Here is a 22,196-nt window from a genome sequence, read left to right as displayed (position 1 = left end):
GTTATTGACTTGATGCAAGTGTCGCCTTGGCCCCTTCAATGAACTGGGCAATCACATCCGGTGTGTTGTCTTGACCAAAGGCGATCTGCTCGCTTGCACTCTTGAAGCTGGTATCCACTTCGGAAAATCCTTGCGGGTATGGCGGATCAATTTCACTGGAGTTTTTCGATACCACATCGATAAATTGGAAGATGGCTTGCTCCGCTTCTGGCAGCGTAGGCTGCATCTTCTCACGGATGCTGGCATTGACGGGTACTCCGCGCTCCGAGCCGAGTATGGCGGTTGCTTCGGGATCATTGACCATGAAGTCGATAAACATCGCCACTTCCTTCGGATGTTTTGTTTTGGCATAACCGGACAGGAACTGACCTGCTTTCAGGTATTCACCGATTTGCTTTTCACCCACTCCGTGCGGAAGTACTTGTATCCCAAGCTTATGATCCTGGTTTTTGTTCACCTGCTGGAACGTCAGCAATTGGTTAGACCAGGCAAAGTCCATGGCGGCTGTACCAAGCGAGATCGGGCGTGTCTCCAGTGCATTCGTAGTGGATGCCGTCACTTCTGCAGAGGTAGCACCCCCGTTCTCACGAAGCGCCCCCCACATGTCAAACCATTGCTGAAGCTCCTCGCTGGTCGCTGTCAACGTCCCGCCATCAAATAGTCCCTTGCCTGTTTGCCGGATAAATACCTCAAACATGTTGGTCGTTCCCGATACATCCGCAGAACCGTAGAAACCGTCACCCTTCTCCTCTGCAATCTTGGCCGCTACGTCGCTAAAATCCTTCCAAGTCCAGCTTTCCTGTGGCTCCTCGATCCCGAGCTCCTGGAATACGGTCGCATCATAGATGACACCAGGCGCATTTACACCCAATGTAATCGCGTATAATTTATCGTCAATCGATCCGGCTTTGAGCATGCTCTTGTCATGGTCCTCTGTGCGCAGCTCTTTGCTCTCTGCGTATGGGGTCAGGTCAAGCAATGCACCACGCCGGGCAAAGTCGGTTAGAAAAGCGTAATCCATCTGTATGATATCCGGTGCATTTGAACCGGCTACCTGTGTGGTCAGCTTGTCAAAGTATCCGTCCCAACCGGAATATTCCGGCTTGATGGTAATGCCAGGGTGCTTCTCTTCAAACAGCTTAATCACTTTGGTCGTGAGATCATGGCGAGTCTGTGATCCCCACCAGGTCATACGAAGTTCAATTTTGCCGGAAGTGTCCCCTTCTTCACCTTCATTGGATGAGGCAGAAGGTACTGATGATCCTCCGGAACAGGCTGTAGCGAACATTAACAGGGATAGGCAGAACAGGGTTACCCACTTTTTGGTATTCAACACGAATGAATTTCCTCCCCTTTTACTTTTATGGAATCGCTTACAAAAACTATTGTAACGGCCTATGGCTGCTCATGACATAAACAAAAGTAAGCTTTCCTGTCAAAAAAGTAAGGGGTTGGTACAAATGTCCATTCAATTGTCTTCAATATTCTTAGTGATTAAATAACCACCAGGAATGATACTCCCGGTGGTTATTCATATATACAGCATTCTTCGTGCGGCGTACTCTACCTCGCTCCATCTCACCAGTGGTCATCCAGCCGTTTGCAATGAAACGTTAGAGTACATATCATGTAAGATTTCGATGAAAGTATCCTGTAGTTTTACTGACACTTTCAGGATTGCGTCACAGCAGTTGATGACACCTTAGGCTGGGCCAGATGTTTCTTCATCTTCGCCACTTCAGTTCCTGCCAGCATCATAATGCCAATACCGTGATTGTCATTCGTTACCGTGAGCAGATCCTTATTGTAATATTCTGCGGTAAAGGCATATCTCGAGCCACTGCACACACCATGTACATTACCCTGACGGTCAATCGCTTTACGGGTTAATCCGTTCCATGCCCGCTCAGCCGCCTCAATGTAACGTGCAGGTTGATATAACCAACCGAAGCGTACTCCCCGTGCAAAACCATAAGCAAACATCGCTGTACATGAGGCTTCCTGGTAAGTTTCCGAATCATTCAATACCTGATGCCACAATCCACCCTCTCCTTGCAGAGCTGCATATCCTTCACATAATTCATTAAAGAAGGCAATTAAAGCCGGGCGCTCCGAGTGCTCTGCTGGCAAAGCTTCCAATACCTCAGACAGTGAAAAGAGCGTCCATCCATTCCCCCGTCCCCACGGAATCTGTGTCGCCTGTCCATATTTGAAATCGTATACGTGGGACATGATCTTGAATTCAGGCATGAACAGATACTTCCGATACAATAAAAATTGTCTGGCGGCTTCATCCAGTGCTGAATTATTTTCCGTCAGTCGGGCATACCGCACAAGAAACGGAGTGCTCATATAAAGGTCGTCTGCCCACATCGTATTCTCGGCAAATTCACCGATACACTCGCGGTAAAATGCACCGTCCTCCTGTCGTTCCAACCGAGTCAGCATAAAATCTGCAATCCGTTCGGCAATCGGTAAAAACGTCGGCTCCTGACATTCGGAGTAGGACTCCAGCATTGCGGAGCCAAAAGAGCCACAGTTATCCAGCATTTTCATCATAACCAGTTGCTGGTTAACCGCTGGGAAACCATACTGCTCCCGATCCCATAATGAGTACTCATCCATACGGGTACACGACTGCACATGTTCTGACGCATAACGGGAAATGTCGGGCCGCTGCAAATAACGTCCGGTCTGCAACAGACCATATACGGTGACACCTAATGGATAATCCCAGCGACCATAGTTGGTCACACTGCCTACTGTCCATTTGTTACTGAGCATTGCATTTTCATAATAGGGACGTATCCACGCATCTGGTCTGTCCAGTCGCCAATATATGCGTTCCTTACGTACCTGTTGGCTTCCCGTTTCCTCTGGGTTATCGTTCAATACATTTCTTTTAAACACCCGATCAGTGCGCATTAGATCCTGCAAATCTGGTTCGACGTCCTCCGATTCAAAAGGACCTAGAAATAACCATGATTCTCCAGAAGCTCCGTGCACACGCTGGGGAAGCTCCAGTTCCAATTGCTCTCCATTCACCGTTGCATTTATTACAAAATTCCATGACTCAGCCGTATCGCTACATTCACTGCGAATCAACAGGTCATTCCGTCCAAAAGCTGCGGCTATGTTCACCTCGAATGGACCCGTTTCCTTCAATTGCACCGCCGATACGCCGTTCAGCCATATATTCAGTGGCCCGGAAGATTGACCAGACAAACGGATGGGGCAATCGCTTGAATCCCTATTGACCAACCGTGTCCACGCATAGACTTGCTGACCAGGAAGATGTCCGTATATTCTTTCCAGGGACGGTTGCATCTGTTTTTCCTCTGACCATTGCACGTCAGGCAGCCACTCCAGTTTGTGATCCTCTTCTGACCCGAGCAGATTCCATTCCGGATGATTCTCCTCCGAACTTATCGGTTTGGAATACACCCATCCGGCCTGTCCCTGTCTCTCCTGGAAAGGAGCAAGCACATTCAGAATGCGCACTTTCCCCTCGTCCGAGCCAAACTGGCATCCAAAGCCCGCAGGTGTATACTTCATCTCCAGCAACAACGTATTCCATCCCGGCTTAATGTCGATTCCCAGCTTCACAGTCGCGTCCAGGTTAATCTCATCCATGACCGTGGAGCGATATACCAATTGCTCATTAAAGTAGAAACGAACCGGTCCATAACAGCGGATTAGCACATCCAGATTTCGATCTTCATCCCCCCATACCAACGCTGCGGCATAGGAAATCTGACCTTTCTGTGCATCAGGGAAACGTTTACTCAAATTCAGATCATACAGACCCTTCTCATTTTGCAAAATACCAGACTTCTGAAATACGCGATATACAAAATCGGCCTGCGCGTTGGCACCTATATATCTCTCTGCCAGCACCTTCAGCACCTGATCCTGATCTTCTCCGAATCGATAATACATGCTCTGCGGTTCACTGAAATACGTTGTCATTGAATGCCCACATTCCTCTCCAGATGGAATACATAGGTATAGCGCTTAACCCTTGTGAGAAAATCCCTTTTACCGAACGGTGATGATCCTCGTTTATCTTTGGAATAGCCAAATAATAATCCAAGTATAACTGACCTGCTTTCCGGTGGCTACAGATTTTTGATTACGCTTACAAACAAATAATTGTATTGTCAGTCTGACGATAAGACAAAACAACGGACTACATCGTTGTAGTCCGTATCATGTAGATTACACTTATCCGAAAATGTCATATTTAACGAATAGCTTCTCAGTTTCTTCATATACAGATTTGGCTAATCCTTCGCCGTCAGCATCTACGCGAATGATCAAATCATATTGGCCTCTTGTCTCATTCATCTTATTTCCCAATTGCAAAATAATAGGTGTGCCGGATTCTACATTTACTTTAAGCTTAAGCGTATGACCATCAGTACTGATCTGACTGCTATCTATCGTATAATTCTCACCATCAATTTGGTAAAAATCATCTATGCTAAACTGGAACGCATCGGTCCAATACTCGATGGTGCCATCCACAAATTCTTCTCCTACATCGTAGTTTAGAGAAAATGGATTATTCCCATATTGAATTTGAAGATACTTTGTTTTGGAGTTGCTTGAGTCGAATCCAAACTTACTGGAACCTACAGTCGGCACGTCTTCTGGCATCTCTCCGTTCACCAGCGTAAAAGTAAATACATGCGCCGCATCTTTAGGGGACTCATTACCTGCTGAATCCTTGGCGGTAATCACATATTTGTAGTCTCCTGGACTCAAATTATCCAACTTGGTAAGCGCAAGTGAGCCATCCGATTTGCTTTTGGCAAGGGGAATTCCTTCGTCCAACTCTCCTTCATCCACGACTCCATTCGTATTTGCATCAGTCCAACTATAGAAAGTTACAACGGCTCCTTCTTCACTTACTGCTCCAGGATCCCCCTGAACTTGATCCCAGGTTCCACTGTAATTATCGATAATGCTAAATTTGCCTACATCCACCGTCGGTGCTGTTCTATCCACAGGTACAGATGGATTCATGTTCCCGCTATCGCTACTTCCACCTGATGAGGTCCCGCCATTATTCGAACTGGTAGATGGAACCGGCGTAGGCACGGGCGTTGGTGTTACCTCTGGTTTTGGTGTTGGTGTTGGGGTCGGTACTGGTTCAGGTTGTGGAGCAGGCGTTTCCTTTATTGTTTGCAGTAATCGGGAAGCCGTCAATGCTGCAGCTTGACGATCCGCTTGCAGAGCCGGTTTGAACATGTTGTTTTGATCGCCGATAATGAATCCCGCCTCGAGCGCCGCTCCGACCGCGTCTTTTGCATATTCCGAGATGCTTGCGCTGTCCTTGAACGTTAACGAAGCAGCTTTTCCCGTTACGTCTGTTCCCTTCGCTCTCATCAGGGTTACGACCATATCCTGTCTGGATAATGTCTTACCACTCCCGAATTTCCCACTTCCCATGCCTTTAAATATACCTGCTTGATATACCGCTTCAACAGAAGCATAGGCATAGCTGGTCACAGGAATATCTGTAAATGATGGATTGGATGGGACGTTATTGGTTACATCCAGCTTCAACGTCCTGGCAATCAGGATGGCAAAATCCTGTCTGGTGATCATACCGGACGGATTAAATTGGCCATGACTGAATCCAGTTATAATCCCTTCGTTTTGCAACTCTACTATGGCATCCTTGGCGTAGGATTTATCGATATCGGTAAATGATACTGCGGCGTTAGCCTGTGTCGTCCAGAAAGGTGTTGTCAACAAGGATGCTGCGAGAATCGAGCTGATGAAATGATTTTTTTTCAAAAGAATGCTCCTCCAATATGAAGTATATTCGTGTCATTCCAACGAAAAATCCAACTTGAATAATATGGACATGTACGATATTTCCATTATATAGAGAGGTTCTGAACCGATTCTGAACAAATCGCCTTATTTCGACAACGTGTTGAGCATTGGTTTAAAAATCGAAAAATGTTTCCGATATAGGTAGTAGGCTGAAAATTCCACTTTTTGTATGAGAAAGGAACGATGTACCTTGAGTATTCTTGAATCTCTGGTTAATGCTATGCCTTTTGTAAGACAGATGTTTCGTGATGATGTATCCATATCTATTAATGATCATGAGAAAGTATTGTATTTTGCCGAAGCCAAAAGTCTGGAGATCGGTGTAAACGTCGGGGACGAGTTACATGAGGATTATAAGGATTTTAAAATGCTGATTAACAAGGACACACGTACCGTGGCCCGCATGCCCGGTGATCTGCAAGGCAGACCCTTCGATGCCATCCTGATTCCAATTAAGGAAAACGATCAGGTTGTGGGCATACTCGGTGTGAACTACGCACTGGATAACCACATCACACTGGAAACGCTGATTAGCGAAAATGAAGCGACCATTCATGCACTAGTTGGTGGGATTCAGCAAATTGCGGCACATTCGGAAGAACTATCGGCGACTTCGGAAGAGATCTTGCGCAATTCCAAAAAAGCCTCGGAGAACTCCATCAATGTGACTAAAGTGACGAACGTCATCCGTGAAGTATCCGAACAAACCAACCTGCTTGGCTTAAATGCCATGATTGAAGCGGCTCGTGTCGGGGATCTGGGAAGCGGCTTCGGTGTCGTTGCCAGCGAGGTTCGCAAGCTGTCCGATCACACCAAACAAGCAGCAGCCGATATCGAATCTTCCCTTGGCAGCGTTCAAGATTCCATTAAACATATGGAACAGGAGATCGGTCAGATCACCACAGCAACGGTGGATCAGGCTGGGCTGGTAAACGAGTTTATGGAAAGTATTGAACAGCTTAGTGAAACTAGTGCGAATCTGAAAACGTTTGTGCAAAAGATGCTGGCTCTGGAATAAAGCTAGCTTGTGGTCTGAGGAATAGGTTAATCAGGAATGACATGTACATAGTTTAAAACGGGCCTATCTAACATCAATATGGCAAAGGTTGAAAATAAAAAGCCTCTGACTGTACTTTCCTTATAAGGAAGTAAGCGGAGGCTTCGTTTTATTTTGATAATGAATCGTGTGCTAGACTGACTTACTGTTATTAAATCTCCACAGCTACGCCGTAATGGTCAGAGACCACAGGGCCGTTCTTTCCGTTGAGAACTACCTTTGAAGACTTCGCTTGTACCGGACGATTCGAGAAAATATAATCAATACGCAGATCGCGTTTGTTATCCGCCCATCCGGCAATGGCTTTGACCACGGTTGCACCGTCATCCTTTTTCACAGCCGTCGTGTACAGGTCATTCCAGCCCTTGCTCATCATATAATCGTAGCCTTCCCCACGTACTTCTGCGACATTATTGAAATCCCCCATAATATACAGCGGCTGGTCCATATATGGAGTGAGCTTGCTCTCGGTCAGTTCCCACTGCCCCTTGAAAGGCTCTTGTTCATCATCCCACCAGTTATAGTGTCCATTCACAAACCAGGTTGCTTCGCCTTGTACTTCAGTCTGAACACCTACAATTTTGCGTGTCCGGTAGTTGTCGTAATCCCGCATGTGGGATACATATTCACCAAAAGCCTGGATGATCGGCGTCCGGCTTAGGATGGCCAGCCCTTCATCGTATTTGCGGAAACCAACATGGGCCGGAATCCATGTCCAGTAATAGGTCTCGGTCAGTTGCGTAAGCAGAACGTAGGCGTAGTTATCTTTTTTGATCACAGCATCCGATTCCGTGGCAAAGTAATGTTTCAGTTCCTCCGCAGATAGCGCTGCTTCTTGCATCGATTGATTAACCTCCTGCATGGAGATCACATCGAACTGGTGTGTATTGATAAAATCAGCCAGGTGACTGATCTTGTTTAGTTGGTCTTCTTCTGCCCAAGCGTGCGTATTTAACGTAAGTATTTTCATATGCTCTCTCCTGTTGTTTGAAATTAAGCCGAATCCCGGCCTGCATTGTTCCTGAAAGGAATACATACGATAAGCATACACAAGACGAGCCTATTATGCATGGTTTATGGTAAAAAATAGAGATCGATACTCTTGGGTTTCACCTATCAAAAAGTCTCATCCAAGTTCTCAGAACCGATGCACGGATCACATGATAACTGATATGATGGATACATGAAATGTACACCATTACGTCAAGACGTGGTGATTACTGAACCTATGATTTCCCCAGGAGATGGAATGATGAACATACCTAATGACATGAACATGGATGACGCGCAGTGGCAACAGCTGATCAGGCAGGTCGCTGAACATTTTAACAACCTGACGATTATGCGCGGATTCCAATATTATAAACAGAAACGCGTCGGACCATTAACCTACACTGAACAAAACGGAATTTTGGCTGAAGTGCAGGGCTCCGATGATTATGAGGTAACCCTGAGCTTGCAATCGTTGAATACCAGCCACTGCACCTGTCCGGTTGGTTCTCATTGCAAACATATGATAGCCGTTCTAATGAGTTATGCAGAGCAACTGGGGCGACCTGTACACGGCATTGTGAACGCCCACTCCAGTACGGCACTAAAACAGACTCCAAAACCTGCTGCTATAGGGACTTCTGGACGTTCAGATTACGCAGTGCACGAAGAGGAACTGACCATCCCTGATAATCAGTATAGTCAGATCAAGGAACGTGCAACGGAACTTGCAGAACTTGAAATCACAGAATGGCATGAGCTATATCGGGCATGCCTGCAACGACTCGGGATAGGTACGCCAAGTACATCATATGTGCAGGCCGCAGCGGACGAGCTCTATTCCATTAAACCTAAGCTTTCTGCTGGCATGGACCAGTTATTTGAGCTGCATGTTCAGCTATACCTGATTCGCTTCTGCGTGCCTGGCCGCAATTCAATCACACATACACCTGTGTATCTGAGCTATCCTGCTCAACTTGCCGTGGATGCGCTCCAAAAAGGGTTGGAACAGATCTTTAGCCGTCCGTTGGAACTCTCTGGTCTGAAGGGCACGAGGCTTGAACAACTTTGGAATAGGCTTGAGGAAACCTCGGCTTACCTGCGTACGCAGATGATATCCGAGACATCGAGCATGCTGTTCTTTACCCCTATTTATCGGCAGCTTTGGTTAAACTGGATCGTGCCAAATCTTCAGGAAAACCGGGAAACGCTGGAGTCAGAGCTGGCGTTTCTACAGGAAATGGAGAATGGCCTGAATACTGCTTCCAAACCCACCAAACCTGGTGAGAGCGTGCTGAGTGTAGCGAATCTGACGGAAAACGGGAGCGGAGCGCCGATTAAGTCTGTCACTCTGCCCTTGCCGCTGGTATTGGCGCAGAGCTGGATATATTTCCATATGATACAAGACGAACAGGCTTGGCAGCGATTAATCAGCGGAAGCTCGGCATACGGCATCCCGCCGGAGCATCTGCTGCATTTTCTTCATGTGCTTGCAGATTCTTCCGACTGGAAACGGCTGGGCGAGTGGTTAGTGCAGCTCGGACCACTGCTGGCGAACCGACGGAACTCCCCTCTGAATGAGTACATGCAGTTATGGGACACAGCCATTCATCATCTGCCTGATGTAGAGCACCGCATGTGGGATACACTGGTCAGCATGCTGCCTCATTCCCGGCCAGCTTATGAAGAAGCAATGCATTCCCGTGGACAGTGGCGACGGTGGATTGATTTTCAACTGAGCACAGAGACGGAGCCGCTTGAATTCCGGGTAGCGGTGCTACAGCCGATTGAAAAGGATGCACCCGAACTGCTTTTGCCTTTCTACCATCAAGCAGTGGATCGTTATATCGGACACAAAAACAGGGACGGATACAAAGCAGCAGTGAAACTGTTGAAGCGTCTGTCCAAAATTTATAAAAAATTGAAGCAGGAAGAACACTGGGAGCAGTTTATCACCACTTTGGCTGTTCGCAACAGCCGACTGCGCGCCCTGCAGGAAGAGCTTCGGAAAGGTAAGTTGATCTCATGAGCCTAATGCACCCTTACACCGAAACAATTGAGGTCCATGTTGCATTGACAGGATACGGGGATGCCTTGTTCTATGGAGCGCTGAACACCCATCACTTTGTAACGGGACAATCGCTTAAGCAGCGATTATTTGCTTGGCATGCCCCTTCCTTCTACGGAACAGAATTAGAAACAAGACAGATCGAAGAGATTGAACTGGTCGTCCTGCCTGCGGAAGAAGTTATTCCTTTCTTCAGCGAAATGCACACCCTTCTGCACATTGAATGGAAATGGGACGAGCAGGCTGAGCATTTGATCCGGCTGGCCCCGGTACTTGCAGCATCGATTGAAAATCGTAAATACATCCCTAGCTTCACCGCATTTCGTACCGGACAACTGCAATGGACCTGGGACCCGGACAGCTTGAAAAACCAGGATCGAACCGCTCTTGGCAAAGCTCTGGAACAAACGGATGAGAGCTACGCCGAAGGACTGAGTGCTGCCTATTCGGCTTCCGTATTCCAGCGATGGTACAGCACAGAAGAAGCGGCCACCGATCTGCGGCGCGAGTTCCCGCAGTTGTTTCCACAAAGCGGAACAGCTCCACAAACGGCCGGAATGGATGCCCAATCCTGGCTCGTGTCCATCGGCTGGAAAGCAGATGCAGCCCCATTCCGTCCGCTCCTGCAATTGCTAGAGCCAGAAGAAGATGAACCGGCATGGCGGCTGCGGCTGGTATTGCAGAACAAACTGGATGCAGCTGTTCTGGTTCCGGTGCGACTTGATTCACGTGGCCGGCTGGAAGGTGAATGGCCAGACGTATGGACACCGTTCATCCTTGATCGTTCGGCAGGATGGCTTGAGCAACTGCGTGCACATCTGCCCCGAATTCGCCGCGCTATCAGCGGCAGTCGGGATGTGCTCAGTGATCCATTGGGAGATCAGGATGCTTGGCTGTTTCTGACGCAAGACAGCGGGCGACTGCTTGAAGCTGGCTGGCAAGTGCTGCTTCCGGGTTGGTGGGAAGCTGCACGCAAGAAGAAACCCAAGCTACGTGCCAAGGTGAAACCGGAGGAAGGCAGTGAGCGGGGACAGTCTTTCTTTGGACTGGATTCGATCATTCATTTTGACTGGCGTATTGCGATTGGGGATACAGATCTCAGCGAGGAAGAATTCGCTGATCTCGTGGCCCGTAATGAACGGCTGGTCCGCTTCCGTGGAGAATGGGTTCCCCTTGATCCGGCCTTGCTTGAGCAGATCCGCCGGGCCATGGGCGGTGTGGATCAGGAACAGGGGCTATCGTTTCAAGATATTCTGCACCTGCATCTGCTGCATAATGAGCAGCGAGAATATCGCAACCAGAAACGCAAGGAAGGACAGGAAGAGGACGAAGAACAGCCACAGTCCAACGAGAACATTCGACTTGAGGTGGAACTGAACGAACACCTGAACCGGGTCATTGCACAGCTTGGCGGTGGGCAAGGCGGCGCTCCTTCCCTACCTATACCTGCAGGGTTGCATGCTGAGCTGCGTTCTTATCAAAAGGAAGGTTTCGCATGGCTTGGATTCCTGCGGAGATTCGGTCTCGGTGCTTGTCTTGCGGATGACATGGGACTGGGAAAAACGATACAGTTCATTACGTATTTACTTCATCTCAAAGAGCATGAGCAGCGCTTGCCTGGGCAAGCCCCTGCCCTTCTCGTCTGCCCCACTTCCGTATTAGGGAACTGGCAGAAGGAGATCAGTCGCTTCGCGCCTTCAATTAACGTCAGTTTGCACTACGGAGCACGAAGACTGACCGGAGAAGAGTTCCGGGAACAGACTGAACAGGTAGATATCATCATTACCTCATATGCAACAGCTACTCTGGATCAGGAGATGTTGCAGTCATATACATGGGCATCGATCTGTCTGGATGAGGCGCAAAATATTAAAAATGCCCAAACGAAGCAGTCCATGGCGGTACGCAGCTTCCCGGCAAAACATCGTATTGCACTGACTGGTACGCCGATTGAAAATCGGCTGTCCGAACTGTGGTCCATCTATGATTTTATTAATCCCGGCTATCTGGGCAGCGCACGAGCATTCCAGACTCGCTTTATCAGTGCGATCGAGAAGGATAAGGACGAGCAACGCATGCAGGATTTGCAGCAGTTAGTGAAGCCATTCATGCTGCGCCGCAAGAAAAAAGATCCGAATATTCAACTCGATCTACCGGACAAAAATGAGATGAAAACGTATATTCACCTTACGGGTGAACAAAGTGCACTGTATGATCAGTCCGTTCAGGAACTGATGGACAAAATGAAAGAGCTGGAAGGCATTAAGCGCAAAGGTGCGATTCTCTCTGCCTTAACCCAGCTCAAGCAGTTGTGTGATCACCCCCTGCTGCTGACCAAAGAAGCCTTGCCGGAAACGATCTCCTCGGAAGGCTCTGTAACAGAGCATGACCTGTACAGTCCGCAGGACATGGCCATGCTGATCAGCCGCTCCGCGAAACTGGAACGACTGATGGAACTGGTGCGCGAACTACGGGACGAGGGCGAACGTTGCCTGATTTTCACACAATACATCGGCATGGGGCAGATGCTGCAACAGGTATTGAGTCAGGAGTTGCAGGAACCTGTGCTGTATCTGCATGGGGGTACGTCCAAGACAGCCAGGGATCGCATGATTGACGAGTTCCAGTCCCGGACGTTGCCTGCGGCAGAGCAGCCGTCGGTCTTTATTCTGTCCATCAAAGCAGGCGGCGTGGGCTTGAACCTGACCGCAGCGAATCATGTATTCCACTTTGACCGCTGGTGGAACCCTGCCGTGGAAAATCAGGCTACAGACCGCGCCTATCGGATGGGACAGACGAAGGATGTTCAGGTACACAAGTTTATCTCGCTGGGCACACTCGAAGAACGCATTGACGAGATGCTGGAAAGCAAACAGCAGCTCAGCGACAATATTATCACCAGCTCTGAAAACTGGATTACCGAGCTGTCGACGGATGAGCTGAAGGATCTATTCACCCGGCGCCGCGACTGGTCGGGTTAACTCAAGACTGTGTTGATTCAACATACGTAACCTTTTAAATATAGTAGAATACAAAAAGAGCGAAGTGTCGGAAATGCATTCCGTCTTCGCTTTTTTTGTACATTCCTAACGCATGTTTCCGATGATGGACGATCTTGAATCCTGCATTTTCTTGATGAAATTGGTCATCACATCAAAAGCTTCATTGCGTTTATTAGTCATAGACTGCAAACGCAGCATATCCATTTGTTGTGAGTTGCTCAACGCATCGATTTGGCCTTTCAGTTTTTGAGCTTGGGCAGTATCCCCAATCTGATTAGCTACCTGCAATTGTTCGTTCAGCTCTGCAATCGCTTGATTGCGATTTTGAACTTGTTGAATCTGTGCCTGCAATTGGCTATCCAGCAATTTCGTGCGTTCTTGCTGAACCATCATCAAAGCTGTTTCGATGTCCATGCTGCTCAGATCAATAGCTGAGAGAGAAGACCCCACCGGAGTTATCGTAGATACACTTGCTGCAGAAGCAGAAGTTACAACGGATACAGCTGCGATGGCAGCAATAACTGTGGAAGAAATGACTTTGCTTGATTTTTTCATAACGTACACCTCCTTTTATATATGTAGATACCCGCCAGTAACTGGCATCTTTCGACATCATATATCGAAGGTCCTAGATCCTACAACCTAAACTAACGAAGTTGAGACTAAATTGATACAGATTGATGGTTGCTTCAACAGAAAAATGTGGTAATTCCCTAAGGTGAAAAAAGTGATTTGCTGTGCTACAATAGAGGAATTGTGCATTCACAGACAGACATGTGGGTAAAGACTTGAATCTATCCCGATTCATCCATTATTTATCCATGACCATGCTGCCATTCTAGGGAGGTTTATGGAACAATCATGCTCATTATTGGTATCGCCGGAGGAACCGGCTCCGGTAAAACGACGGTAGCTCGCTCCGTCATAGACCGTCTTGGATCAGGCAAAGTGACTTTCATATCCCAAGACAACTATTACAAAGACCAGTCGCAGCTCACCCCTGAGCAACGTCGACTCACCAATTACGATCATCCGTTTGCATTCGATAATGATCTGTTAATTGAGCATCTTACCCTGTTAAAACAAGGACAAACGGCATATGCTCCCGTATATGACTTCACCATAGATAACCGTGCCGCTGATGAAACGGTTGAACTGGCACCGAACCATATCGTAATTGTGGAAGGACTGCATGTCCTGATCGATGAACATCTGCGCGCTCTTCTGGATATCAAGGTCTTTGTTGATACCGATTCCGATGTGCGTATTCTGCGCAGAGTACTGCGGGATATGGAAGAACGCGGCCGTACGATTCAATCCGTGTACAAACAATATCTCGAAACCGTCAAACCGATGCATGATGCTTTTATCGAGCCTTCCAAAAAGTATGCAGACATCATCATTCCCGAAGGTGGACATAATGAAGTCGGCATTCAGATGTTATCCATCCTGACTGAGAAATATCTGACCGGTGAAAATTGGAATGGCGCATAACTTTAACATGATGTTGCTGTATCAGGCGTTTTGCTCTGCTCACATCTGAGTGAGACAAAAACGGGTATCGCTCATACCATATCACCACTAAAATCCAGGTTGCGATTAGCGCAATCTGGATTTTTTGGTTATTTCTATTTTATAATGGACTCCATAGCTGAAAGGAGACATCATAACATGGCTACTTTTGAAGAGTTTATACAGCATGATATCCGCGTTGGTACTGTGGTAGAGGCCGAACCTTTTCCAAAGGCACGCATCCCCGCCATTAAAATGACCATCGATTTTGGCCCACTTGGCCTTAAACGTTCGAGTGCCCAAATTACGAAACGTTACACCCCCGATATGATGATCGGCAAGCAGGTTATTGCAATAGTCAACTTTCCGCCGCGCCGAATTGCCGGTTTTGTATCCGAAGTACTGGTGCTTGGCGGCGTGCCCGGTGAAGGTGACGTTGTATTGTTAACCCCGGACCAGATATTACCGAACGGAACACCGATTGCCTGATTTTCATCATATCGCTATTCCTGTCTTTGCACCTTAAAGCATTAGGCTATGAATCTTCGGATTCGCAGCCTTTTTTTGCGTTTTTCGAGGTTCCCAGCATAATGAAGCCTACTCACCCTGCTCCATGCTTCTCGACCCTTTCGGAGAAACACCCGTCACTCGCTTAAACATCTTAGAAAATAGTAATGGATCTGTGTACCCCACAGAGTGGGCCACTTCACTAACCGACAGGGCTGAATGCTGCAGCAGTTCAGCTGCACGATTCATCCGATATTCGAGAAAGAAAGCCTGTAATGACTTGCCATACCTCTCCTTAAAAAGCCCTGATAGATATGTGCGATCCAAACCTACCGCTCGGGCAATATCTAGAATTGAAGTTCTCTGACTATACCTGTTCTCGATAAATTGAACGGCCTGCCTGATGTATTCCTCTTTAGTGGACAGAGGCCGTTGCAGCTGTTCTCCTGCGGGAGAAGATGCAATCAGCTCGGCGATCAGCCTGTATAGCAGGCTCTGGTTGAACACATCTCCCCCGGTACGTGTTGATGCTTGAACCATCTCCGTATAGAGACGATCGAATATGTCTGGATCTCTGGCCTCAAATACAGGATGTTCCGGACTGATATGAGCCCGCTGCATGAATGATTTGGCGTGAACACCTTTGAACCCGAACCAGGAGTAAGTCCATGGCTGCTTCGCATCCGCTTCATAATGAATCAGCGTATCCGGAAGAATGACAAAGCCCTGACCCTGTGTAAGCTCATATTGCTGATCCGCCATAAACACCGTGCCCCGTCCTTCATGAATGTAATGAACAATATAAGCATCCCGAACACCCGGACCCCAATAATGCGATGGATCACATGCCTGCCAACCGAAAAACAACAGTACCAATTCCATCTGTGTCAAATCCATAGGAACCACGTTTGTTTCGATTAATTTCAACATTTCACACTCCCTCTGTTCATCACCACGGTAATTATCTCTACTAAAATTATAACAGGTAATTCATTCAATTATTAGCTGTAAGCGAATCCAAAAATGGGATTATGACATGTTTCAGAGAGGTTGAGCCATAGTTATATAAGTCCGATCCGCCTATATTGGAGGTACACCATTTATTCAGGGAGGCTGAACTTGAGATGAACAAAATTACGTTCCTCGGTGCGGGAAGCACCGTTTTTGTCAAAAATGTATTGGGTGACGTCATGATGACCGAAGCACTTCAGGATTTTGAGCTGGCGTTGTTCGATATTGATGCTGAACGCCTAAACGACTCGGAGCGTTTGCTTACTAGTATGGCCCGCTCGCTCGGAAGCCAATGTGCCATTAAAGCTTATACTGACCGCAAGGAAGCACTACGCGGGGCCAAATATGTGATCAATGCCATTCAGGTGGGCGGATATGATCCATGTACCATTACGGATTTTGAGATTCCGAAGAAATATGGATTGCGTCAGACGATTGCCGATACGCTCGGGATTGGCGGGATATTCCGTAATTTGCGGACAATTCCGGTGATGCTCGATTTTGCACGGGATATGCAGGAAGTGTGTCCTGATGCGTGGTTCCTGAACTATACCAACCCGATGGCGGTACTGACAAATGTCATGAACGTGCATGGCGGAATTAAAACCGTAGGTCTGTGTCACAGTGTACAGGTGTGTGTGCCGCATCTGTTTGATGCATTGGGGATTGATCAGACGGGTGTGGTCGCGAAAGTTGCAGGTATCAACCATATGGCCTGGCTGCTTGAAGTAACTCGGGATGGCCAGGATCTGTATCCAGAGATTAAACGTCTGGCGAAAGAAAAGCAGAAAGAGCAGCATGATGACATGGTGCGTTATGAGCTGATGCAGCGTTTTGGATACTATGTAACCGAGTCCTCCGAGCATAATGCCGAGTACCATCCTTATTTTATCAAACGAAACTACCCGGAGCTGATCGAACGCTTCAATATTCCGCTGGATGAGTATCCGCGTCGCTGCGTGAACCAGATTGAAGGCTGGAAAGAAATGCGTGAGAAGCTGTTATCCAGCGAAAATATTGAACATACGCGCAGCCGGGAATACGCTTCACATATTATGGAGGCCATGGAGACGGATCGCCCTTACAAAATCGGCGGTAATGTCATGAATAACGGACTGATCACCAACCTGCCTCGTGAAGCCTGTGTTGAGGTGCCTTGTCTTGTTGATGGTTCAGGTATCAGCCCGACGTATATCGGGGACCTGCCTCCGCAACTTGCAGCTTTGAACCGTACGAATATTAACACCCAACTGTTGACCATTGAAGCGGCGATTACAGGCAAAAGAGAACACATCTATCATGCCGCGATGCTTGACCCGCATACAGCTGCCGAGCTGTCCATTGATGATATCGTCTCCATGTGTGATGAACTGATCGAAGCTCATGGCGACTGGTTGCCGAAGTACACGTCATAAGAAGTCCATCGTTTGCAATTCTAAAAGCACTAGTCTCCTCCTCAACAGGGAGAGGCTGGTGCTTTTTTGAGCTTTCATCTTGTTTCCCAGCCTAATCCTGAAGCAGAAAACGATAGCCGATTCCTGGCTCGGTCTGAATAAAACGTGGACGCGTGGGATCTTCCTGCAATTTTTTGCGCAGATGTCCGACATATACCCGCAAGTAATGACTATCCGACTCATGATGATGTCCTCCCCACACTTGTTGCAGCAGCTGGCGTTGGGTAATAATTTTGCCTGCATGGGTTGCGAGCACTTTCAGCATTTCATACTCGGTTGGTGTTAACTTTACTGACGACCCGTCCAAATCGACCAGTCTCTGGGCCAAATCAATGGTGAGTGGGCCAAAACGCATTACCGGCTCATCCGTAGTTTTGGCCACGTGGCGAAGGGCAACCCGAATACGTGCAACCAACTCTCCCATGCCAAACGGTTTGGTGACATAATCATCCGCCCCGCCATCAAGTGCAGCAATTTTATCCTCTTCGCGATCCTTTGCAGTCAGCACGATGACTGGTACCTGCGACCATTCCCGAATCCGCTGAAGTACATCCATTCCGGACATACCGGGCAAGCCCAGATCAAGCACAATCAGATCAGGATGCACAATGCTCGCCTGAATGACCGCTTCTTCGCCGTCGGCGCATTCGTGAATCTCAAATTGGTGTGCCTGAAGCGTAACCTTCAGCAGTTTACGGATTTGTGGTTCATCATCCACAATTAATATGCGCGCGCCTTGCGATCCCGTCATGTCATTCTTCCTCTCCTTGTCCCATATACGGGAATGATGCTTCAGGTTCCTCAATGGGCAAACCAATGCATACCCGCGTGCCGCCTCCCGGATTCGATTCTGCGGTAATCGTACCTCCGTGAACTTCGACGATTCCTCTACAGATGGCAAGCCCAAGTCCCGTACCTGTCACATGCCGTGACGATTCAGATCGATAAAATTTCTCAAACACCCGCTCTCGCTCTGCTTCCGGAATCCCGACACCCGAATCAGCCACCACAATGGTCATTCGTCCATGCCGCTCATCCACCTTCACCGTAATGACGATTTCACTGTCTTCTGGTGAATATTTGATGGCATTGCTGATTACGTTAACCAGAACCTGCTCCAGCAAAACCTCATCCCCGGATACAAACGGCGGCTGATCCGGCAATTCCACCCGAATGCGACGGTGCTGGATAAATTGCTGAACCTGAGTTAGCACAATGCCGATCATGTCACCCACATCACACCATTTTCTGCGCAGCTGCAACATGCCACTCTCCAGCTTCACCATGCCCAGCAAATTGGTTACCAGCCTGTTCATGCGCAGCGCTCCATCCCGAATATTGCCTGTCAGTTCTTTTCGATCCTCCGGGGTAAAAAGAGAATCATTCTCCAGCAAACCTGTCGCTGAACCAATGATGGCCGTAAGGGGTGTACGCAGCTCATGGGACACCGAGTCCAGCAAAGCGGTGCGAATTCGCTCCGATTCAGCCGTCACCTGCGCGAGTCTCGCTTCTTCGGCCAGCTTGACACGAGCAATGGCACTTGCTGCCAGCCCGCCACACGCCTCCAGCAAACGCAGCTCTTCCCGCTGCTCCTGAAGATCGCTGGATTCCAGATTCACAGCGAGCACCCCATGGATCTGGTCTTCTGTACGCAACGGCACATACAGACCAGACGATTCCCGCAGGCTGGAGGAGCCTCGTCCAGCGATTTCGCCATTTTTATACACCCATTTGGCAATAGCGATTTCAGCTTCTCCCTCACCCCAGGCTATTGAATCCGAATCCTCCGAAGAGGAGGTAACCTGAAGTTCGCCTTGAACATTGGGAAGATATATTGCCGCCGGAGTTCCAAGTGTCAGTGACACTTGTCTCGCAATGTTGCCGAGTAGAGTGTGCAAATCCGTAACAGCCGTCATCTGACGACTTAAAGCATATAGCGAATTCGTCGTAATCTCGCGTTGTTTTACCACCTCCAGCTGCTGCCGCAGGCGTCCCGCCAGACTCGCCGTTAATACCGCCACTGCCAAATACACAATAAAGGAAAAAATATATCGTAAATCTTCAACCGTAAAACTGAGATACGGAGGAACAAAAAAGAAGTCAAAGGCAACGACGCTAAGACTTGCTGCATATATAGCCGGCCCCATTCCCCAGTACACAGCGCTGACCAATACCGGAAAAAGATAAATTAACCCCACGTTAACCAGGTCATCGCTAATCCCTATCGCATGTAGCAGAATGGTTAGCAATGTGATTCCAATGGTTACCCATATATATTTGGGAACACGGTTCAGCTTCAGCCAGACGTCTTCCCCTTTATTTCGTTCAGACACAGCACATCTCACATCCCGCTCAGATCATAATCGTAGTCCGCAACGATCAATACGTCCATATGTCTGGATAACCGCACCAGCCTGCTGACCACCGTTCCCTTTCCACGATAGCCGTTCAGCCACCAGACCCGTTTCGCTTGACCAACCACCAACTGCGTTGCTTTTTCCTCAGAAGCTTTACCCGCCAAAATACCAGGTACATCTCGCAGCCTCTGGCTATGATGAATATGAAATTTGCCGCCCAGTCGAACGGTCAGCTGCTCCAGCTCCTCCAACTGGCATTTCACTTCGTTATTCATAACTTGACCTACATGAACATGGTGCACATGCCAGACCGCCTTTAACCTGTAGGCTGTACGAAATCCGCGGCGAATCAGCCGCTCCGCATGCTCATCACTGCTTACGCAGACAAAGACCGCCTCCTGTCTGCGCCAGGGACCGCGAAGTGCACTTTTGCGCTCCTGTGATTCAAGGCGTTCATCCACATCATCGGCCAATTCCCGCAGGGCAAGTTCCCGTAAGGCAATCAGATTACCAATGCGAAAAAAATGACCAAGCGCTTGTTCCACCTTGGCTGCTGCATAGATTTTACCTTCCCGCATGCGTTGCCGCAAGGCTTGGGGGGCCACATCGATAAGCTGGACCTCATCTGCCGTTTGCAAAATCTGATCCGGCACGGTCTCTCGGACTCTAATTCCCGTAATATGTTCCACCGCATCGTTCAGACTTTCCAGATGCTGTACATTCACGGTAGTGATGACAGAGATGCCCGCATCCAACAGGATCTGCACATCTTCGTAACGCTTTTGCCGCGTGCTTCCCGGGACATTCGTATGCGCGAGCTCATCCACCAATACCACTTCAGGACATAGACGAAGAATCGCTTCGGTATCCATTTCCTCGAGCTGTACCCCCTGGTATACCCGCTGCTCGCGTGCAATGATGGATAATTGGCCGATCTGTTCCACCGTCTCCACCCGATTATGCGTCTCCAGCAGACCAATCCGTACATCGATGCCTTTGCGGAGCAGATCATTGCCTTCCCGGAGCATCATATACGTTTTTCCCACACCTGGCGCAGCACCGATGTATACCTTGAACTTGCCACGCCGAATCTGACCAATCTGTGCCTTCATCTCCTGCTCACTCAACCTGCGATATGTTGGAGTCTCTGTATCTGGCAATCGGGTCGGAAGTACCCGCTCGCCCTCATGCTGTGCCCGATCGGCGAGCAGAAACAGATCGACACCCCGCATCCTGCGCAGTAAGGAGTTAACAAATGATCCCCGCCACAGCTCCTGCCAGCGACTGTGTCGTGAGTGTCCCATAACAATGCGGGTAATCTGATGCTGGACTGCGTAGCGTGCAAGTGTAGATGGAATGTTACGGCGGTGTAACACAGGCAATTCCTCAAACTGCCCTCCGAATTTCTCCACCAGTTTGATCATGTTGCGACGAAAAACAGTAGCTTCCTTGGTTAGTGGCTGCTTCATATTGCGAAAGGTCACGGCATGCAGATCTCCATTTAATCTCTTCGCAATCTGCTGTCCCCGCCGAATATAGATGGACCCGTTCCAGTGATATTGGGTGGATACCAAAATGCGTTCCATGATGCCTGTCGTAACCGTAATTCCCATCTCTTCCCGGTGCTCACGCAGTGATTCGTTGACCCCTTCCGCGACAAGTCGGAGAGCCAGTTCACGCAAAATGCCTAAATTGCCATGTCGGAACACCGCTTCACCTTCATGTCCCCGAAGATGTCCCTCGGCAAGGCGGCTTAATACGGTTTCAGGAGTTACATCGATCAGCTTCACTTCATCGGCCAGTTCAAGGGTATCGGCAGGCACGGTATGCTCTGCTGCAATTCCCGTTAGCTGGCGTGCAAGCTCCGTATATCCCTCCAGCTCATACACATTCACCGTTGTAATGACACTGATGTTGTGTCGCAGCAAATACTGAATGTCTTCCAGTCGGGTTGCATGACGCGCCCCTTTTCGGTTTCTATGAGCAAGCCCATCAACGAGCACAACCTCCGGATTACGTGCCAGCAAGGCATCCAGATTCAAATCCTTCATTTCCATGCCATCCTTCCAGCGAGACCAGTGAATGCTTGGAATCCGCTCCAACTCGCCCAGCTGCTCCACGGTCTCCGGTCTTTGCATGGTCGAAACAGCGCAGATAACCACATCGATCCCCTGATGGCGTAATGTGTTTCCTTCCCTAAGCATATGATACGTTTTGCCCGAACCGCTGACCGGACCGATATATATCTTCAAGGTGCCCTGCTGCAGCTTCGTGATCATCTTCAAGATGTCTTCCGGGGACTTCCGCTTGAAGCTGTCTTCCATCCTGTTCACTCCCCCAACATAACCTTTACTTAAAATGGAGAAAGCCCCTTCCGAAGCTCGGAAGAAG

The 22,196-nt window shown here is 48.5% G+C and carries 15 protein-coding genes; 6 read left to right on the top strand and 9 right to left on the bottom strand.

The features are described from left to right. Position 1 precedes the first annotated feature (1 nt). From HP548_RS03620 to HP548_RS03610, 3 genes are all read right to left on the bottom strand, one after another. Positions 2-1,336, bottom strand: coding sequence for an ABC transporter substrate-binding protein (locus HP548_RS03620; protein WP_099859141.1), 1,335 nt, complete (start codon positions 1,334-1,336; stop codon positions 2-4). Between the two features lie 335 nt (positions 1,337-1,671). Then, positions 1,672-3,969 (bottom strand): glycoside hydrolase family 88/105 protein, encoded by a 2,298-nt coding sequence (locus HP548_RS03615; RefSeq protein ID WP_099859143.1) that lies wholly within the window; start codon positions 3,967-3,969, stop codon positions 1,672-1,674. A gap of 255 nt (positions 3,970-4,224) precedes the next feature. Then, positions 4,225-5,805 carry an S-layer homology domain-containing protein gene (locus HP548_RS03610; RefSeq protein WP_175380914.1) on the bottom strand — a complete coding sequence of 527 codons (1,581 nt, stop codon included), beginning with the start codon at positions 5,803-5,805 and terminating at the stop codon, positions 4,225-4,227. A 232-nt stretch (positions 5,806-6,037) separates the two neighbouring features. On the opposite strand from HP548_RS03610, the gene HP548_RS03605 reads away from it, so the two are divergent. Further along, positions 6,038-6,865 (top strand): methyl-accepting chemotaxis protein, encoded by an 828-nt coding sequence (locus HP548_RS03605; protein ID WP_083679131.1) that lies wholly within the window; start codon positions 6,038-6,040, stop codon positions 6,863-6,865. Between the two features lie 190 nt (positions 6,866-7,055). Here HP548_RS03605 and HP548_RS03600 read toward each other — a convergent pair whose 3' ends face one another. Further along, complete coding sequence (locus tag HP548_RS03600) at positions 7,056-7,874, bottom strand: endonuclease/exonuclease/phosphatase family protein (RefSeq protein WP_175380913.1); 819 nt, start codon at positions 7,872-7,874, stop codon at positions 7,056-7,058. A gap of 282 nt (positions 7,875-8,156) precedes the next feature. Here HP548_RS03600 and HP548_RS03595 point away from each other — a divergent pair, with 282 nt between their 5' ends. Then, positions 8,157-9,923, top strand: a complete 1,767-nt coding sequence (locus HP548_RS03595) for an SWIM zinc finger family protein (protein WP_175380912.1) — start codon at positions 8,157-8,159, stop codon at positions 9,921-9,923. 5 nt (positions 9,924-9,928) lie between these two features. Beyond that, positions 9,929-12,943, top strand: coding sequence for a DEAD/DEAH box helicase (locus HP548_RS03590; protein ID WP_175380922.1), 3,015 nt, complete (start codon positions 9,929-9,931; stop codon positions 12,941-12,943). A gap of 105 nt (positions 12,944-13,048) precedes the next feature. Here the strand turns inward: HP548_RS03590 and HP548_RS03585 are convergent, their stop codons facing one another. Beyond that, positions 13,049-13,519: a hypothetical protein gene (locus HP548_RS03585; protein WP_246317898.1), complete on the bottom strand. Its 471-nt coding sequence runs from the start codon at positions 13,517-13,519 to the stop codon at positions 13,049-13,051. A 306-nt stretch (positions 13,520-13,825) separates the two neighbouring features. On the opposite strand from HP548_RS03585, the gene udk reads away from it, so the two are divergent. Further along, entirely contained in the window at positions 13,826-14,458 is a 633-nt protein-coding gene (udk, locus tag HP548_RS03580) for a uridine kinase (RefSeq protein ID WP_076291942.1), read from the top strand. Positions 14,459-14,635: 177 nt separating this feature from the next. Continuing rightward, positions 14,636-14,965: a chaperone CsaA gene (csaA, locus tag HP548_RS03575; RefSeq protein WP_175380920.1), complete on the top strand. Its 330-nt coding sequence runs from the start codon at positions 14,636-14,638 to the stop codon at positions 14,963-14,965. 108 nt (positions 14,966-15,073) lie between these two features. Here csaA and HP548_RS03570 read toward each other — a convergent pair whose 3' ends face one another. Beyond that, entirely contained in the window at positions 15,074-15,910 is an 837-nt protein-coding gene (locus HP548_RS03570) for an AraC family transcriptional regulator (RefSeq protein ID WP_175380911.1), read from the bottom strand. A 197-nt stretch (positions 15,911-16,107) separates the two neighbouring features. Between HP548_RS03570 and melA the strand changes: the two genes are divergently transcribed. Further along, positions 16,108-17,409, top strand: a complete 1,302-nt coding sequence (gene melA / locus HP548_RS03565) for an alpha-glucosidase/alpha-galactosidase (protein ID WP_076291944.1) — start codon at positions 16,108-16,110, stop codon at positions 17,407-17,409. A gap of 91 nt (positions 17,410-17,500) precedes the next feature. Here melA and HP548_RS03560 read toward each other — a convergent pair whose 3' ends face one another. The 3 genes from HP548_RS03560 to HP548_RS03550 are packed head-to-tail and all read right to left on the bottom strand — an operon-like array spanning position 17,501 to position 22,129. Then, entirely contained in the window at positions 17,501-18,199 is a 699-nt protein-coding gene (locus HP548_RS03560; RefSeq protein WP_175380910.1) for a response regulator, read from the bottom strand. Between the two features lies 1 nt (position 18,200). After that, entirely contained in the window at positions 18,201-19,781 is a 1,581-nt protein-coding gene (locus HP548_RS03555; protein WP_175380909.1) for an ATP-binding protein, read from the bottom strand. Positions 19,782-19,789: 8 nt separating this feature from the next. Next, the gene (locus tag HP548_RS03550) at positions 19,790-22,129 is read right to left on the bottom strand and encodes a histidine kinase (RefSeq protein WP_175380908.1); all 2,340 of its coding nucleotides are present in this window, start codon (positions 22,127-22,129) and stop codon (positions 19,790-19,792) included. Positions 22,130-22,196: the final 67 nt, after the last annotated feature.

It is taken from the genome of Paenibacillus taichungensis (genome assembly GCF_013359905.1).
GTDB lineage: Bacteria > Bacillota > Bacilli > Paenibacillales > Paenibacillaceae > Paenibacillus > Paenibacillus taichungensis.
Note: the sequence above shows the minus strand (reverse complement) of the source record. Positions and strands in the feature narration are given on the sequence as shown.